The sequence below is a fragment of the Pseudomonas sp. GW456-L12 genome, assembly GCF_059424045.1.
In genome coordinates, this window is the sequence record NZ_JBWKZA010000045.1 from 19,412 (window position 1) to 36,429 (window position 17,018).

Genomic DNA, 17,018 nt, shown 5'->3' on the forward strand with positions numbered 1-17,018 from the left:
GGAACTTAGTGCAACCCGCGGCCGCGGCTACAGGCGAGTCATTTCGGAATATCGGCCTTCATGCCTTCCACGTAGTAGTTCATCGACGCGAGCTCTGCATTGCTGGCGCTGACCCCGGCGGCGAGTTTTTCCACGCCGGCCTGGTCCTTGATCGGCCCGGTGAACGGGTGGAAGGCGCCGCTCTTGATGTCGGCGATGATCTGCTCGGCCTCACGCTTGACGTCGGCCGGTACCAGGTCGCTGATCGGCAATTGGACCGTGCCTTCCTTCAAGCCACCCCAGTAGTCCTGGGATTTCCAGCTGTGGTCGAGCACGCCCTGGGTGGCCTGGATGTAGTGCGGGCCCCAGTTGTTGACGATGGAGGTCAGCACCGCTTTCGGGCCGAAGTGGGCCATGTCCGAGGCGTAGCCCACGGCGTACACGCCACGGCGTTCGGCGGCCTGGATCGGCGCCGGGCTGTCGGTGTGCTGGAAAATCACGTCGGCGCCCTGGTCGATCAGGGCGTTGGCGGCGTCGGCTTCCTTGCCTGGGTCGAACCAGGAGTTGACCCACACCACCTTGATCTCGGTGCCCGGGTTGTATTTGTTCAGGGCCAGCTGGATGGCGTTGATGTCGCGGATCACTTCCGGGATCGGGAAGGAGGCGATGTAGCCGACCTTCTTGCTCTTGGTCATCTTCGCCGCGAGGAAACCGCCGACGTAGCGACCTTCATAGGTGCGGGCCAGGTAGGTGCCAAGGTTCTTGTCCTGCTTGTAGCCGGTGGCGTGTTCGAAGGTGGTCTGGGGAAACTGCCTGGCGACTTTCAGGGTCGGGTTCATGTAGCCGAAGGAGGTGGTGAAAATCAGGTCGTACTTATCCTTGGCCATGTTGCGGATCACCCGCTCGGCGTCGGCGCCTTCGGCAACGTTCTCCACATAGTTGGTCTTGATCTGCTCGCCGAACTTCTCCACCAGCGCCAGGCGCCCCTGTTCATGCTGATAGGTCCAGCCGTGGTCGCCGATCGGGCCGATATAGACGAAGCCGACCTTCAACGGATCGGCGGCGCTGGCGCCCAGCGAGACGCTCAGGCCGATGGCCGCGGTGAGGGCGCACAGCAGTTTTTGCAACGGACGTTTATGCATGAATCCGGACTCCATTTTGTTGTGGGGCGTGGCTGGGCCCTAAGGCTTGAATGGCTCAATGCAAATAGCTGACCAACAGGACAACAAAATCTTCGGGGACCAGGGTGAGGCCTTCGCGGGCAAGCCTCGCGCCTACAGAGTCGCGGCGATCATGGGATCCGGCATGGCGTAAAACCTGTAGGAGCGAGGCTTGCCCGCGATCAATCTCAAGGCCGCCCAAGAGCTAACCCGGTGCGCCACGTCCACTCCATGCCAATCCCTGGTGCACTAAGGTGTAACGAAACGTTAGTGACTCCATGCAGTCTTTAGCTCATCTCTTTCTGCTCGATTTATCCGGTCAAAGGACTGCAATGTTCACTTCACTCAAGCAAGAAAGCTTTCTGTTGCTGGCGCTGCTCGCGGCGCTGGTTGCCTATCCGCTGGAGCATGCGCTGCTCAACAGCGGCCAGGGCGTGGCGCTGATCTCGGGGTTGGTGCTGATCGGTTTTATCGTCGCGGCCTCGATGCGCGTCGCCCATCATGCCGAGCTGCTGGCGGAGAAGGTCGGCGACCCCTACGGCACCATGATCCTGACTCTCGCCGCGGTCCTGGTGGAGGTGGTGATCCTGGCGATCATGATGAGCAACGAGGCCTCGCCGACCCTGGTGCGCGACACCATCTATTCGGCGGTGATGCTCGACATCAACGGCATCCTCGGCCTGGCCGCGCTGATGGGCGGGATCAAGCATGGCGAGCAGGCCTACAACGACGACTCGGCGCGTTCCTACAGTGTGATGATCCTCACCGCCATGGGCGTGTCGATGGTGGTGCCGGAGTTCATTCCCGAGTCGAAGTGGAAGCTCTACTCGGCCTTCACCATTGGCGCCATGGTGCTGTTGTATACCCTGTTCCTGCGCATGCAGGTCGGCGCCCACAGCTACTTCTTCAGCTACAGCTACCCGGAAAAACGCCGCAAGAAAGAACCGACAGAAGATCAGTCGGCGCCTATCAGCCTGGCGTTTTCCATCGCCACCCTGGTGTTCGGCGTGGTACTGATCGGCGCCTTGGCGGAGGTGATGTCCAAGACCCTCGACCTGGGGCTGGAAGGCACGGGCGCGCCGCCGGTGATCACGGCGATCCTGGTGGCGGCGATTTCCGCGGCGCCGGAAATCCTCACGGCCCTGCGCGCGGCGCTGGCCAATCGCATGCAGTCGGTGGTCAACATTGCGTTGGGCGCGTCGTTGTCGACGGTGATCCTGACGGTGCCGGTGATGGAGGCGATGGCGCTCTACACCGGCCAGCCGTTCCAGATGGCGATGACCCCGGTGCAGACGGTGATGATCTTCATCACCCTGATCGTCAGCGCGATCAACCTCAATGACGGTGAAACCAATGCCATCGAAGGCATGACCCACTTCGTGCTGTTCGCGACCTTCATCATGTTGTCGCTGTTGGGGCTGTAAAAGCTTCGCGGGCAAGCCTCGTTCCTACATCCGGCGTGATTCATTCTGGAAATGATCGGAACCGGTTCCCTGTAGGAGCGAGCTTGCTCGCGATAACGCCGGATCAGACGCCGCCGATCAACTCCCGCGCCGCTTGCCGGTGATCGGCAATCAGGCCCCGCACATCCAGGCCCTCGACCTGCCCGTCGATCACCCGCCACTGGCCGCCGACCATCACCCGGTCCGCCCGGTCCGCGCCGCACAGCAGCAACGCCGACAACGGATCATGGCTGCCGGAGAAGCGCAGCTCATCGAGCTTGAACAGCGCCAGGTCGGCCTGCTTGCCCACGGCCAGCTCGCCGATATCGCTGCGCCCCAGCAGCCGTGCCGAACCCTGGGTGGCCCAGCCCAGCACCAACTCCGGGGTGATCTTTTCGGCGCCGTAGCGCAGGCGCTGCAGGTACAGGGCCTGACGGGTTTCGAGAATCATGTTCGAGGCGTCGTTCGAGGCCGAGCCATCCACGCCCAGGCCGACGGGGGCGCCGGCGTCGGTCAGTTCCAGGGTCGGGCAGATGCCCGAGGCCAGGCGCATGTTGGAGCTCGGGCAATGGCAGATGCCGGTCCCGGCGGCGCCGAGGCGGGCGATTTCATCGGGGTTGAAATGGATACCGTGGGCCAGCCAGGTCCGCGGGCCGAGCCAGCCGACGCTGTCCAGGTAGTCCACGGTGCGCAGGCCGAAACGTTGCAGGCAGAAGTCTTCCTCGTCGAGGGTTTCCGCCAGGTGGGTGTGCAGGCGCACGTCGAGTTTTGCCGCCAGCTCGGCGCTGGCCGCCATGATCTCTGGGGTTACCGAGAACGGCGAGCAGGGCGCCAGGGCGATCTGGATCTGCGCGCCGGCGCCGCGTTCGTGGTACTCGGCGATCAGCCGCTGGCTGTCGGCGAGAATCACCTCGCCCTGTTGCACGGTCTGTTGCGGCGGCAGGCCGCCATCCGCTTCGCCGAGGCTCATGGAGCCGCGGGTGAGCATGGCGCGCATGCCCAGCTCGCGCACGCTGGCCACCTGCACGTCGATGGCGTTTTCCAGGCCTTCGGGGAACAAGTAGTGGTGGTCGGCGGCGGTGGTGCAGCCCGACAGCAGCAGTTCGGCCAGCGCCACTTTACTGGCCAGGGCGAGTTTCTCCGGGGTCAGCCGGGCCCAGACCGGGTACAGGGTTTTCAGCCAGGGGAACAGCGGCTGGTTGACCACCGGCGCCCAGGCGCGGGTCAGGGTCTGATAGAAGTGGTGATGGGTGTTGATCAGCCCCGGCAGCAGCACATGCTCGCGGGCATCGAAGATCTGCCCACAGGGCTGGGCGGGTTGCTGGCCGGCGCCGAGCACTTCGACGATCAGGCCGTCTTGCAGCACCAGGCCACCACGGGCGTCGAGGGCATTGCCAGTGAAAATGGCGAGGGGATTCTTTAACCAGGTATGGGTCGCAGGCATGATGGCCGGCTCCTCTGAAAGTGGGTTCAGGTTAGCCAGCTCAGTGTTGCCCTGTCTGCTGATCCAGGGGCGTCAGGATCGACGCGGGGTGCAGTTTACGGCGAGACCGCGTTGCGGTCTATCGCCGGCCAGCTTGCCCTCCGTAGGCGCAAGGCTAGCCCGCGATGACGTCCTGTAGCCGCTGCCGAAGGCTGCGTTCGACCACCCGCTGTGTGCGCTGTGATGTCGGCCGCGGGAAGGCTCTTCGCGCCTTATCGCAGCCTCCGGCAGCGGCTACAGGTGCAGGCTTACCAGGGAATGGTTTCGCCCTTGTAGTTGACGAAATGGTGCCCGCCCTTGCCGGTATAGGCATTGATCTGCTCGATCAGGCCGCGGGTGCTGGTCTCGACGTCGATGTCCGCGCCTTCGCCGCCCATGTCGGTCTTCACCCAGCCCGGGTGCAGCGACAGCACGGTGAGCTTCTGTTCGAGCTGGGTCACGAAGCTGTTGGTCATGGAGTTCAGCGCTGCCTTGCTGGCCTTGTACAGCGCCAGCTCCGGCGCGTCGGGCATGGTCACGCTGCCCAGCACCGAACTCATGAACGCCAGCACGCCGCTGTCCGGACGGATCTGCGGGGCGAAACGCTGGGCCAGGTTGATCGGCGCCACGGCGTTGGTGAAGAACAGCTGGCCGACCTCCGCCAGGGTCGCCTTGCCTGGCGTCTGGTCGTCCGGCCCCTTGACCCCGGCGTTGACGAACAGCAGGTCGAACACTTCGCCTTTGAGCTTCTGGTTCAGGGCGATCACCGCCTGCTGGTCGTCCATGTCCAGTTGCTCGATACGGACCGGGCCCAGGGCCTTGAGCGCCTCGGCTTTTTGCGGGTTGCGCACGGTGGCGGTGACCTGCCAGCCATCGTCCAGCAGACGTTGCACCAGGCCCAGGCCCAGGCCTCTGGAGGCGCCGATGATCAGTGCGGTTTTTGGCGTAGACATGCGGGGATTCCTTGATGAGTGAAGATCATGGATTTAATGGACAACGCTGGCCGAGCCGTTGTCGCAGCTCCTGGCGCAACTCGCCCAGTTCGCTGATGCGAGTCTCGATCAGGGGCAGTTTGTCTTGCAGCAGTTGAGTCACGGCGCTGTCCGGATCGCTGGCATGCCAGATCGCGGCAACGCTGTTGCCGATCTCGCCGCGGCTGAAGGCGCAGGCCGGGCAAGTTCACCGATGCGCATGCTGGCGTCTCGGAAGGGCTTGACCCTGGAGCATACTCCAGGCTTTAGCTTGTGTGCTCCTTGAATATCCGGAGCGATCCTTTATGTGGAGCACAGCGCAATACCGTCAATTGGTGCGGGCCAGCGGTTGGTACGACCTGATCGTCACCGCCGCCTTTGTCACCCCCTGGAGCTTTCTCGCCCTGCACGGCCTGATGCAGCAGTGGAGCCGGGCCCTCGACCTGCCCGGCGCACTGCCGCCGTTCGAGCCCATGCACATGCTGATGGTCAACCTGATGGGCTCGATCGTCTGCGTGTGGTCGGTGCTGCGCATCCGCGATCCGCAACTGGCCTTCGGACGCTACGACGCCGCCGGCCGGCTGCTGTTCGCCACCTGGCAGATCTACGCCCTGGCCCAGGGCGGCACGGCCTTGATCGGCGTGATCCTGTTTTTTGAGCTGGGCGGTGGCGCAGTTGTGGCCGGTTCGCGAGCAGGACAGACGCCTCGACCCCTTGCCAGGGATTCCGTAGGAGCGAGGCTTGCCCGCGCGCCCGCCCGAACGCCACCTATCGCCCCGCCTGCCACGGCTGCCCCAGCGACACCGGCGCATACAGGCGAGTGCGCAGCGCATCCCGGGACAGCAGCACCAGCACCAGGATGGTCGCGGCATACGGCAGCATCGCCAGCAGGTTCGAGGGGACCGCCAGGCCCAGGCCTTGCGCCACCAGGTGCAGGATGCTGGCGAGGCCGAACAGGTAGGCGCCTAGCAGCAGGCGCCACACCCGCCAGCTGGCGAACACCACCAGCGCCAGGGCGATCCAGCCGCGCCCGGCGCTCATGTTTTCCGCCCACATCGGTGTGTAGGCCAGGGACAGGTATGCCCCGGCCAGGCCGGCCATGGCGCCGCCGAACAGCACCGCCAGGGTGCGTACCCGCAGCACCGGCAGGCCCATGGCGCTGGCCGCGTCGGGGTTTTCGCCGACCGCCTGGATGATCAGGCCGACCCGGCTTTTCAGAATCACCCAGGCCACCAGGGCGAACAGGGCGAAGGACAGGTAGACCAGCAGGTCCTGGGCAAACAGCATGCGCCCGATCAAGGGGATCTCGCTCAGCAGCGGAATCGCCATGGGTTCAAACCCGGCCAGCGGTTTGCCGACCCAACTGGCGCCGACGAAGCTCGACAGCCCGACCCCAAAGATGGTCAGGGCCAGGCCGGTGGCCACCTGATTGGCGTTGAACACCAGTGCCACCAGGGCGAACAGCGATGACAGCAGCATCCCGGCGAGCATCGCCAGCAGCACGCCGAGCCACAGGTTGCCGCTGTTCAGGGCGACGATAAAACCGATCACCGCGCCAAACAGCATCATGCCTTCCTGGCCGAGATTGAGGACGCCGCTCTTCTCGCAGATCAGTTCGCCCAGGGCCACCAGCAGCAGCGGCGTACCGCAGCGGATCATGGCGTAGAAAATATTGCTCAACAGATCGATATCCATCACAGCGCTCCTGCCTGCACGCAAGGGTTGGCGGCGCGACGTGCCCAGCGCAGGTTCAGGCGCGGCCGATAGAGAATCAGCACGTCACTGGCCAGCAGGAAGAACAGCATCATGCCCTGGAACAACTGGGTGATGGCTTGCGGCAGGTTGAGGCTCATCTGCGCGTTCTCGCCACCGATGTACAGCAGCGCCATCAGCAGGCTGGAGAACAGAATGCCGATCGGGTGCAGGCGGCCGAGAAAGGCCACGGTGATCGCCGCATAGCCATAGCCGGGCGATACCTGGGGCACCAGCTGGCCGATGGGGCCGGTGACTTCGCACACCCCGGCCAGGCCGGCCAGCCCACCGCTGATCAGCAGCGCCAGCCAGATCAGGCGCTTCTCGCGAAAACCGACGAAGCCGGCGGCGCGCTTGTCCAGCCCCAGCACCTTGATCTGGAAACCGACGAAGCTTTTTTGCAGCAGCACCCACACCGCCACCAGGGCCAGCAGGGCGAAATACACCCCGGCATGCACCCGGCCGTCTTCCAGGAGCAGCGGCAGGCGGCTGGCATCGCCGAACATCGCCGACTCGGGGAAGTTGAACCCGGCCGGGTCTTTCAGCGGCCCGTGCACGCAGTACAGCAGCAGGTTCAGGGCGATGTAGTTGAGCATGATGCTGGTGAGGATTTCATTGGCATTGAAGTGTGTGCGCAACCAGGCGGTGAGGCCGGCCCAGGCGGCGCCGGCCAGGGTGCCGGTGAGCAGGATCAGCACCAGCGCCCAGCGGCTTTGCAGGTCGATGATGTTCACCGCCAGGGCGCTGCCGGCCAGGGCGCCGAGCAGCAACTGGCCTTCGGCGCCGATGTTCCAGATCCGCGCCTGGTACGCCACGGCCAGGCCGAGGGCGCAGAGCAGGATCGGCAGGGCCTTGACCAGCAGTTCGGAGACGCCATACAGGTCGCTGATCGGGGCGATCAGCAAGGTGTGCAGGGTTTCCAGCGGGTCGTGGCCCAGGGCGACGAACAGCAATGAGCCACAGCCCAGGGTCAGGGCCGCGGCCAACAGCGGCGAGCACCAGAGCATCAGGCGCGATTGCTGGCCGCGGGGTTCGAGAGAAAGCAGCATAAATAAACAGCTCCGTTACGCTGGCTGAGCGGATAAGTGGACGGGGGTATCGAACTGGCCGGCCATCCAGCCGCCGACTTCGACCAGGCTGGTGTCCGCGGTGGCCTTGAGGGCCGACAGGCGACCGCTGCACAGGGCCGCCAGGCGATCGCTGATCTGGAACAGTTCATCGAGGTCTTCGGAGATCACCAGGATCGCCGCGCCCGCATCGCGCAGGGCCACCAGGGCCCGGTGGATAGTCGCGGCGGCGCCGACGTCGACGCCCCAGGTCGGGTGCGCGGCGATCAGCAGCCTGGGGCGCTGGAGGATTTCCCGGCCGAGGATGAATTTCTGCAGATTGCCGCCGGACAGGCTGCGGGCGGCGGTCTGGCTGTCCGGCGTTTTCACCGCGAAGCGGCGAATGATGTCCTCGGCCAAGGCCAGCACCTTGCCGCGCTGAATCAGGCCGTTGCTCACCAGCCCTTGCTGGAAGGCGGTCAGCAGGGCGTTGTCCGCCAGGCTCAGTTCCGGTACGGCGCCGTGGCCCAGGCGCTCGGCCGGGACGAACGCCAGGCCCAGTCGGCGGCGGGCATCGGGATGCAAATGGGCAACGTACTGGCCGGCGAAGCGCAGGGTGGAAGCGGCGGTACGGCCAAGACGCTGTTCGCCGCTGAGCAGGGCCAGCAGTTCGTCCTGGCCATTGCCGGCGACCCCGGCGATGCCGACGATTTCACCGCTGCGCACGTCCAGGTCGATGTCCTGGAGCGAACAGCCGAACGGGTCCGGATTGGGCCAGGACAGTTTCTGTACCTGCAAGAAGGCCTCGCCGCCCTTGGCCTTCGGGTAATCGGTGATCAGGCTCGCGGCTTCGCCGACCATCAGCCGCGCCAGTTCCTGGTCCGAGCATTCGGCGGGTATGCAGTGCCCGGCCACCCGTCCACCGCGCAGCACCGTGGCGCTGTGGCACAGGGCGCGGACTTCGCCGAGCTTGTGGCTGATGAACAGAATGCTGCAGCCCTCGCTGGCCAGGCGGCGTAGGGTGACGAACAGTTCGTCGGCTTCCTGGGGCGTCAGCACCGAGGTCGGCTCGTCGAGGATCAGCAGGCGGATGTCCTGCATCAGGCAGCGAATGATCTCCACCCGCTGGCGTTCGCCGATGGACAGGCTGTGCACCAGGCGTTCCGGCTCCAGGGCCATGCCGTAGCGCTGCGAGACCTGGCGGATCTTCGGCTCCAGCTGCTTCGGCGTACCGGCCGCGGCACCCATGGCCAGGGCGATGTTCTGCGCCACGGTCAGGGTCTCGAACAGCGAGAAATGCTGGAACACCATGCCGATTCCCAGGCTGCGCGCCTGGGCCGGATTGCGCATGAGCTGATGCTGTCCCTGCCAGATCACCTCGCCCGAGTCGGCCTGGGTCACCCCGTAGATGATTTTCATCAGGGTGCTTTTGCCGGCGCCGTTTTCACCGAGCAGGGCGTGGATTTCCCCCGGCTGGATACTCAGGTCGATCCCGTCGTTGGCCAGGCAACCGGGATAACGCTTGGTGATTCCGCGCAGTTGCAGGCGGGGTGTTGCAGCGGGGATGGGAGCAGGGTTGGGCATGACGGACTCGGGGTGCTGAACGTTATGCCGGTGGATAAAGCAATTTCCTGGCCAGTAAGTCAGGAAACTGCCGAGACCCCGATGAACTGCGGCCTCGTGCCCCCTTTGCTCGTTACCTGCACCGCTGTTCGGCACCAGTTCAGGGCAAGGTGCTTGAAACGGCGGCGGTTTTGCCCGAACGGTCTGGTCGAAAAATGATCAGGTGCCTGCAAGCCTTGCGCTCTATGCGGCTGGCGCAGCCTTGCACGGGTTATCCACAGCTTGTTCCACAGTATTTGTGTGCAAGCCCGAAGGCCGGGCATAAGCACTGTGTGGCTTTCTTCTAAAAGCGATAAACAACGCTAACTTACTGTTTTAGTTTGAAAAATATGTTTTTGGCGGGTGATTGGCTGAAAAGTGAGCAATCGCTGCAAAGCCACGTGACAGAAGGGTTACAGGCAAGTGTGCTCAGGTTATCCACAGTCGGGTGCACAGCAGGTGTGGGCAAGTCGGCTATCCACCGGGCCGTTGTGCACAGGATGATTTCGAGGCGTTGGTGCGTATTGGTGCGCTCAGCGCTGCAAGAGGATGCGCCCGCGACTCAGGTCGGCCAGCTGGCTTTGCAAGGTGGCGATCTGGCTTTCGCCCAGGGCCAGTTGCAGTTCTACGCCGTTGGCCGTGAAGTGTTCCTCGACCAGCAGCCCGCCGAGTTCGGCGACCCGCAGCTTGACCAGTGCCAGCTCGCCGAAGCTGCAGGCGCAACGCAGGGCTACGCGGCTGATCAGTTCGATGCGTTCGGCGCCTTGCAGGCATTTGTTGGCGCTGCCGCCATAGGCGCGGGCCAGGCCGCCGGTGCCCAGCTGAATGCCGCCGTACCAGCGAATCACCAGCACCGCGACCTGGTCGCAGTCCTGGGCTTCGATGGCCGCGAGGATCGGGCGGCCGGCGGTGCCGCCGGGCTCGCCGTCATCACTGCTGCGGTATTGCTCGGCGAGTTTCCAGGCCCAGCAGTTGTGGGAGGCATTGGGATCGCTGTGCCGTTCGATAAAGGCTTGGGCCTCGGTCGCGCTGCTGATTGGCGCGGCGAGGGCGATAAAGCGGCTTTTGCGAATCTCTTCGCGGTATTCGCAAAGGCCGGCGAGGGTAAAGGGCATGCGTTGTGTTCTTTATAAGGCAGGCTTGAGGCCGCACCCCTTGAGGATGATGCGGATCAGGTTGTTGCCGGCGTCTTCCATGTCCTGCTTGGTCAGCTTGCTGCGACCGGTGACGCGGCAGATCTGGGTGGCGAAGTCGGCGTAATGCTGGGTGCTGCCCCACAGCAGGAAGATCAGGTGCACCGGGTCCACGGGGTCCATCTTGCCGGCGTCGATCCAGGCCTGGAACACCGCGGCGCGCCTCTGGAACCAGGCGCGGTAGTCCTGGCTGAAGTACTCGCTGAGGCATTCGCCGCCGCTGATGATCTCCATGGCGAAGATTCGCGAGGCCTGCGGCTGGCGCCGGGAGAACTCCATCTTGGCGCGGATGTAGCGGGTCAGCGCTTCGGCCGGGTCGTCCTCGGCGGTCAGGGTGTTGAAGGTGCTGTCCCACAGCTCGAGGATGTTGCTCAGCACCGCGACATACAACCCAAGCTTGTTGGTGAAGTAGTAATGCAGGTTGGCCTTGGGCAGGCCGGCATTCTGCGCGATGGTGTTCATGCTGGTGCCTTTGAAACCGTGACGGGCGAACTCGTCTTCGGCGGCCTTGATGATCGCTTCTTCGTTTTTCTGACGAATACGGCTGGCGGGCTTGGCGGTTTGAGGGCCGGCGTGGGCTGGGACTTCAAGGGTCATAGGCGTTTCCGAGCTGTTCTGTGGGTGCAAGCAGTGCGTTGATAGCGCACCCACAGGCCTCAGACAAGCCTTAATGGGCAGAAAACCCTTAAAGCGGTTCCAGGGTGTCGCTTTCACCGGCCGGATTTGCGTCACGCAGCGCGGCCCGGTCTTCCGGCAGCAACAGGCACATGAGGATTGCGGTCAGGCCGCCGCTGGTGATCGCCGAATCGAACAGGTTCTGCACCACCTTGGGCAACAGGTGCAGCAGGTTCGGTTGCGCCGCGATCCCCAGGCCGACGCCGAAGGAGGTGGCGATGATCAGCATGCTGCGCCGGTCCAGCGGTGCCTGGGCGAGGATGCGCACGCCGGCCGCAGCGACGCTGCCGAACATCACCAGGGTGGCGCCGCCGAGCACTGGCTTGGGGATTTGCTGCAGCACCGCGCCGATCAGTGGAAACAGGCCCAGGCAAAACAGCAACAGGCCGATGTACAGCCCGACATGGCGGCTGGCCACGCCGGTCAGCTGAATCACCCCGTTGTTCTGGGCGAAGGTGGTGTTGGGGAAGGCGCTGAAGGTCGCGGCGATCATGCAGCTGACGCCGTCGCCGAGAATGCCGCCCTTGAGCCGGCTTATATAAGAAGGGCCGCTGATGGGCTGGCGGGCGAGCATGCAGTTGGCGGTCAGGTCGCCGACGGTTTCGAGGGTGCTGATCAGGTAGATCAGCGCCACGGGCAGGAACGCCGTCCAGTCGAAGCTGAAACCGAAGCGGAAGGGCGTCGGCAGGCTGATCAGCGGCAGGTCGGGCAACGCCTGGGGCACCAGCTTGCCGCTGAACCAGGCGGCGAGGCTGCCCAGCGCCAGGCCGATGATGATCGCCGACAGCCGTACCCAGGGCGTGTTCGAGCGGTTCAGCAGGATGATGGTCAATAGCACCAACAGGCCCAGCGCCAGGTTGCCCGGCGCGCCGAAATCCGCGGCATTGAAGCCGCCGCCCAGGTCGGTGATGCCGACCTTGATCAGGCTGACACCGATCAGGGTAATCACGATGCCGGTGACCAGCGGCGTGATGACCCGGCGCAATTGGCCGATGAAGCGGCTCAGGACGATCTGCACCGCCGCGCCGAAAAAGCACACGCCAAAAATCATCGCCAGGATGTCTTCCGGGCTGCCGCCCCGTTGCTTGACCAGAAAACCTGCGGACAGCACCGCGCCGAGGAAGGCAAAGCTGGTGCCTTGCAGGCAGATCATCCCCGCGCCGATTCCGAACGGCCGACGCGCCTGAATGAAGGTGCCGACGCCGGAAACCATCAGCGCCATGCTGATCAGGTAGGGCAGGTGGGCGCCCAGGCCCAGGGTCGAGCCGATCACCAGCGGCGGGGTGATGATGCCGACGAAACTCGCCAGCACATGCTGCAGGGCGGCGAGGATCGCGGCGAGTGGTTTCGGGCGATCGTCGAGACCGTAGATCAGGTCGCTTTGGCGCAAGGTGTCTGGCTGCATGGACGGGGAACTCAGGGCTGATGGTTCAAGGTCATCGTGCCCTGCAAAAAGCTGTCCAAGTGCTCAGGTTATTGCGTGTGTTTGCCGTTATGGGGCAATGGGGGTGGGGCTTTTATAGTGTCGTAGGTTTTTTCAGCGGGTGGCCGCCAGGCTGTCCAGGAAGCTTTCCAGCACCAAATGGGGGCGACGGCCCTTGCGTGTGACCGATGCCAGGCTCAGGTCATAAAAACGTGAACCGGGCTTGAGCGCGCGCAGTCGTCCCTGCTGGACCCAGAGGCTGGCGTAGTGGTCCGGCAGGTAGCCAATGTAGCGTCCGGTGAGAATCAGGAACGCCATGCCTTCGCGGTCCGAAGCGCTGGCGGTGCAATTGAGCGCCTGGTAATGGGCCTGGATCTCGGCGGGCAGGCGGAAGGTCGGGGCGATGGCGTCCTGCTCGTTGAGGCGCCGGTCATCCAGTTGCTTGTCGTCGACATAAAACAGCGGGTGGCCGACGGCGCAATAAAGCAGCGAGCGTTCGCTGTACAGCGGTTGGTATTCCAGCCCGGACAAGGCACTGGCCTGGGGCACTACGCCGACATGCAGGCGGCCGTCGAGCACCCCTTGTTCGACTTCGTTGGGGGCGATCATGCGGATCTGGATCTGCACGTCCGGCCCGCGCTCCTTCAGTTGCGCCAGTGCATGGGTGATGCGCATGTGGGGCAGGGTGACCAGGTTGTCGGTCAGGCCGATGATCAGTTCGCCACGCAGGTGCCGGTGCAGGCCGTTGACCTCGGTACGAAAGCTTTCCAGGGCGCTCAACAGTTGCAGGGCCGATTGATATACCTCGCGACCCTCTTCGGTCAGCGAGAAACCGGCGCGTCCGCGTTGGCACAGGCGCAGGCCCAGGCGTTGCTCGAGGTCGCTCATCTGCTGGCTGATGGCCGAGCGACCGATGCCGAGCACAGTTTCCGCGGCGGAGAAGCCACCGCACTCGACCACGCTGCGAAAGATCCGCAGCAGGCGGATATCAAAGTCGCTGACTTGCGCCAGCGGGTCGGCGCGACGGCTGCTCATAGTTTAGTGGGCCACTGATTGAAGGTTATAAAAGTTGGATTTCACCGACTTTATAGCCGTGGCAACTTAGCTGCAACAACGCTTTCCGATCCCTGCGCCGCTTATTGCCCTGCGAGGTTTTGCCCCATGAACATGCATGAAAACGCTCCAGCTTCCCTGGCCAGCCAGCTCAAGCTCGATGCTCACTGGATGCCCTACACCGCCAACCGCAACTTCCAGCGCGATCCGCGCCTGATCGTCGCCGCCGAAGGCAGCTGGCTGGTCGACGACAAGGGGCGCAAGGTCTATGACTCGCTGTCCGGCCTGTGGACCTGTGGCGCCGGCCACACCCGCAAGGAAATCCAGGAGGCAGTGGCCAAGCAACTGGGCACCCTCGATTACTCGCCAGGCTTCCAGTACGGTCACCCGCTGTCGTTCCAGCTGGCCGAGAAAATCACCGCGCTGACCCCGGGCAATCTGAACCATGTGTTCTTCACCGACTCCGGTTCCGAATGCGCCGATACCGCGGTGAAAATGGTGCGCGCCTACTGGCGCCTGAAAGGCCAGTCGACCAAGACCAAGATGATCGGCCGTGCCCGTGGCTATCACGGCGTGAACATTGCCGGCACCAGCCTCGGCGGGGTCAACGGCAACCGTAAACTGTTCGGCCAGGCGATGATGGATGTCGACCACCTGCCGCACACCCTGCTGGCAAGCAACGCGTTCTCCCGTGGCATTCCGGAGCAGGGCGGTATCGCGCTGGCCGACGAACTGCTCAAGCTGATCGAACTGCATGACGCCTCCAACATCGCCGCGGTGTTCGTCGAGCCTCTGGCCGGTTCCGCTGGCGTGCTGGTGCCGCCACAGGGTTACCTCAAGCGCCTGCGGGAAATCTGCGACCAGCACAATATCCTGCTGGTGTTCGACGAAGTGATCACCGGTTTCGGCCGTACCGGCAAGATGTTCGGTGCCGACAGCTTTGGCGTGACCCCGGACCTGATGTGCATCGCCAAGCAAGTCACCAACGGCGCGATTCCTATGGGCGCGGTGATTGCCAGCTCCGAGATCTACCAGACCTTCATGAACCAGCCGACCCCCGAGTACGCGGTGGAATTCCCCCACGGCTATACCTACTCGGCGCACCCAGTGGCTTGCGCGGCCGGTCTGGCGGCACTGGATCTGTTGCAGAAAGAAAACCTGGTGCAGAGCGTCGCTGACGTGGCACCGCATTTCGAGAAGGCACTGCACGGCATCAAGGGTGCGAAGAATGTCATCGACATCCGTAACTACGGCCTGGCCGGTGCCATCCAGATTGCCCCGCGCGATGGCGATGCCATCGTGCGTCCGTTCGAAGCGGGCATGGCCCTGTGGAAAGCCGGTTTCTACGTACGCTTCGGCGGCGACACCCTGCAGTTCGGGCCGACCTTCAACAGCAAGCCGCAGGATCTGGACCGTCTGTTCGATGCCGTCGGCGAAGTGCTGAACAAGCTCGACTGATTCCCCAAAGCTGTAGGAGCTGAGCTTGCTCGCGATGGCGTACTTATAGGCGCCATCGTGGTTTGGCTCATATTCAAAGTCATCTATATAGAGCAGGCGCCCCTTGGCGGGCGCCTGTGGACAACTTCAGGAGTTCCCCGATGAGCGTTATCCCGCATTTGATCAATGGTGAACTGGTGACCGAGAGCGGTCGCGCGGTCGATGTGTTCAATCCGTCCACTGGTCAGGCGATCCACAAGCTGCCGCTGGCCAGCCGCGAAACCATCCAGAGCGCCATCGATGCCGCCAAGGCTGCCTTCCCGGCCTGGCGCAACACGCCGCCGGCCAAGCGTGCCCAGGTGATGTTCCGCTTCAAGCAATTGCTGGAGCAGAACGAGTCGCGCATCGCCCAGCTGATCAGCGAAGAACACGGCAAGACCCTGGAAGACGCCGCCGGTGAGCTCAAGCGCGGTATCGAAAACGTCGAGTTCGCCTGTGCCGCTCCGGAAATCCTCAAGGGCGAGTACAGCCGCAACGTCGGCCCGAACATTGATGCCTGGTCCGACTTCCAGCCGCTGGGCGTGGTTGCCGGCATCACCCCGTTCAACTTCCCGGCGATGGTGCCACTGTGGATGTATCCGCTGGCGATCGTCTGCGGCAACTGCTTCATCCTCAAACCATCCGAGCGTGACCCGAGTTCGACCCTGCTGATTGCCCAGCTGCTGCTGGAAGCCGGCCTGCCGAAAGGCGTGCTGAGTGTGGTGCACGGCGACAAGGCCGCGGTGGACGCGCTGATCGAAGCGCCGGAAGTCAAGGCACTGAGCTTCGTTGGTTCGACGCCGATTGCCGAATACATCTACGCCGAAGGCACCAAGCGCGGCAAACGCGTGCAGGCACTGGGCGGCGCGAAGAACCACGCCGTGCTGATGCCGGATGCCGACCTGGACAACGCGGTCAGTGCCTTGATGGGCGCGGCCTATGGTTCCTGCGGCGAGCGTTGCATGGCGATCTCGGTTGCCGTGTGTGTCGGCGACCAGGTGGCCGATGCGTTGGTGGCCAAGCTGGTACCGCAGATCAAGGCGCTGAAAATCGGTGCCGGCACGTCCTGTGGTCTGGACATGGGGCCGCTGGTCACAGGGCAGGCGCGGGACAAGGTCAGCGGTTATGTCGAGGATGGCGTGAAGGCGGGCGCGAAGCTGGTGGTCGACGGTCGTGGCCTGAGCGTGCCGGGCCATGAAGAAGGCTTCTTCCTCGGTGGTTGCCTGTTCGACAACGTCACCCCGGAAATGCGCATCTATAAAGAAGAGATCTTCGGGCCGGTGCTGTGCGTTGTGCGGGTGAACAGCCTGGAAGAGGCCATGCAACTGATCAACGATCACGAATATGGCAACGGCACCTGCATCTTTACCCGTGACGGTGAAGCGGCGCGCCTATTCTGTGACGAGATTGAAGTCGGGATGGTGGGGGTCAACGTACCGCTGCCGGTACCGGTGGCATACCACAGCTTCGGCGGCTGGAAGCGTTCGCTGTTTGGCGACCTGCATGCCTACGGTCCGGACGGTGTGCGTTTCTATACCCGTCGCAAGGCGATCACTCAACGTTGGCCGCAGCGTGCCAGTCATGAAGCCTCGCAGTTCGCCTTCCCTAGCTTGTAATAAGTAGAAGGGTATTAAAGGCCGCCCCCTTGGGGGCGGCCTTTGCTTTTAGGGGCTTTTTGACTGATATGACAGATTTGTGAAAATAAGTGTTGACGGCAGATTCTGGACGTCTATAATTCGCCCCACTTCCGGCGCAGTCGAAACGGAAAACTCCTTGAGATTCAA

General features: G+C 63.7%; 13 protein-coding genes and 2 pseudogenes. 4 read left to right on the forward strand and 11 right to left on the reverse strand.

Translation table 11 applies throughout. The annotated features are described in order from the left end of the window. Positions 1-38 precede the first annotated feature (38 nt). Positions 39-1,121, reverse strand: a complete 1,083-nt coding sequence (locus AC07Y9_RS30280) for a BMP family ABC transporter substrate-binding protein (RefSeq protein WP_102680514.1) — start codon at positions 1,119-1,121, stop codon at positions 39-41. Between the two features lie 350 nt (positions 1,122-1,471). Here AC07Y9_RS30280 and AC07Y9_RS30285 point away from each other — a divergent pair, with 350 nt between their 5' ends. Beyond that, positions 1,472-2,563, forward strand: a complete 1,092-nt coding sequence (locus AC07Y9_RS30285; protein ID WP_102680513.1) for a calcium:cation antiporter — start codon at positions 1,472-1,474, stop codon at positions 2,561-2,563. Between the two features lie 103 nt (positions 2,564-2,666). Here the strand turns inward: AC07Y9_RS30285 and AC07Y9_RS30290 are convergent, their stop codons facing one another. The 3 genes and pseudogenes from AC07Y9_RS30290 to AC07Y9_RS30300 form a co-directional block, all read right to left on the reverse strand. Beyond that, complete coding sequence (locus AC07Y9_RS30290; protein WP_102680512.1) at positions 2,667-4,025, reverse strand: 8-oxoguanine deaminase; 1,359 nt, start codon at positions 4,023-4,025, stop codon at positions 2,667-2,669. A gap of 287 nt (positions 4,026-4,312) precedes the next feature. After that, the gene (locus AC07Y9_RS30295; RefSeq protein WP_009042025.1) at positions 4,313-4,996 is read right to left on the reverse strand and encodes an SDR family oxidoreductase; all 684 of its coding nucleotides are present in this window, start codon (positions 4,994-4,996) and stop codon (positions 4,313-4,315) included. Positions 4,997-5,021: 25 nt separating this feature from the next. After that, a pseudogene (locus AC07Y9_RS30300) lies at positions 5,022-5,204 on the reverse strand (MerR family transcriptional regulator); the annotation flags it as partial. Between the two features lie 115 nt (positions 5,205-5,319). Between AC07Y9_RS30300 and AC07Y9_RS30305 the strand changes: the two are divergent. Continuing rightward, positions 5,320-5,746 (forward strand): annotated as a pseudogene (locus AC07Y9_RS30305) (hypothetical protein). A gap of 36 nt (positions 5,747-5,782) precedes the next feature. Here the strand turns inward: AC07Y9_RS30305 and AC07Y9_RS30310 are convergent. The 7 genes from AC07Y9_RS30310 to AC07Y9_RS30340 form a co-directional block, all read right to left on the reverse strand. Then, entirely contained in the window at positions 5,783-6,709 is a 927-nt protein-coding gene (locus AC07Y9_RS30310; RefSeq protein WP_007930689.1) for an ABC transporter permease, read from the reverse strand. Then, positions 6,709-7,815 (reverse strand): ABC transporter permease, encoded by a 1,107-nt coding sequence (locus AC07Y9_RS30315; RefSeq protein ID WP_087092520.1) that lies wholly within the window; start codon positions 7,813-7,815, stop codon positions 6,709-6,711. Before AC07Y9_RS30315 ends, AC07Y9_RS30310 begins: the two co-directional genes overlap by 1 nt. 15 nt (positions 7,816-7,830) lie before the next feature. Next, the gene (locus AC07Y9_RS30320; protein WP_102680511.1) at positions 7,831-9,396 is read right to left on the reverse strand and encodes an ABC transporter ATP-binding protein; all 1,566 of its coding nucleotides are present in this window, start codon (positions 9,394-9,396) and stop codon (positions 7,831-7,833) included. Positions 9,397-9,947: 551 nt separating this feature from the next. Next, entirely contained in the window at positions 9,948-10,529 is a 582-nt protein-coding gene (locus tag AC07Y9_RS30325) for an IMPACT family protein (RefSeq protein ID WP_102680510.1), read from the reverse strand. 12 nt (positions 10,530-10,541) lie between these two features. Beyond that, positions 10,542-11,204 (reverse strand): TetR/AcrR family transcriptional regulator, encoded by a 663-nt coding sequence (locus AC07Y9_RS30330; RefSeq protein WP_102680509.1) that lies wholly within the window; start codon positions 11,202-11,204, stop codon positions 10,542-10,544. An 88-nt stretch (positions 11,205-11,292) separates the two neighbouring features. After that, positions 11,293-12,687, reverse strand: a complete 1,395-nt coding sequence (locus AC07Y9_RS30335) for a uracil-xanthine permease family protein (RefSeq protein WP_102680508.1) — start codon at positions 12,685-12,687, stop codon at positions 11,293-11,295. A 132-nt stretch (positions 12,688-12,819) separates the two neighbouring features. Further along, positions 12,820-13,740 carry a LysR family transcriptional regulator gene (locus AC07Y9_RS30340; protein WP_007930700.1) on the reverse strand — a complete coding sequence of 307 codons (921 nt, stop codon included), beginning with the start codon at positions 13,738-13,740 and terminating at the stop codon, positions 12,820-12,822. Between the two features lie 126 nt (positions 13,741-13,866). Between AC07Y9_RS30340 and aptA the strand changes: the two genes are divergently transcribed. Both aptA and AC07Y9_RS30350 read left to right on the forward strand, forming a co-directional pair. Beyond that, positions 13,867-15,216, forward strand: a complete 1,350-nt coding sequence (gene aptA, locus AC07Y9_RS30345) for an omega-aminotransferase AptA (RefSeq protein ID WP_102680507.1) — start codon at positions 13,867-13,869, stop codon at positions 15,214-15,216. Positions 15,217-15,356: 140 nt separating this feature from the next. Next, the gene (locus AC07Y9_RS30350; protein WP_007930704.1) at positions 15,357-16,850 is read left to right on the forward strand and encodes a CoA-acylating methylmalonate-semialdehyde dehydrogenase; all 1,494 of its coding nucleotides are present in this window, start codon (positions 15,357-15,359) and stop codon (positions 16,848-16,850) included. Positions 16,851-17,018: the final 168 nt, after the last annotated feature.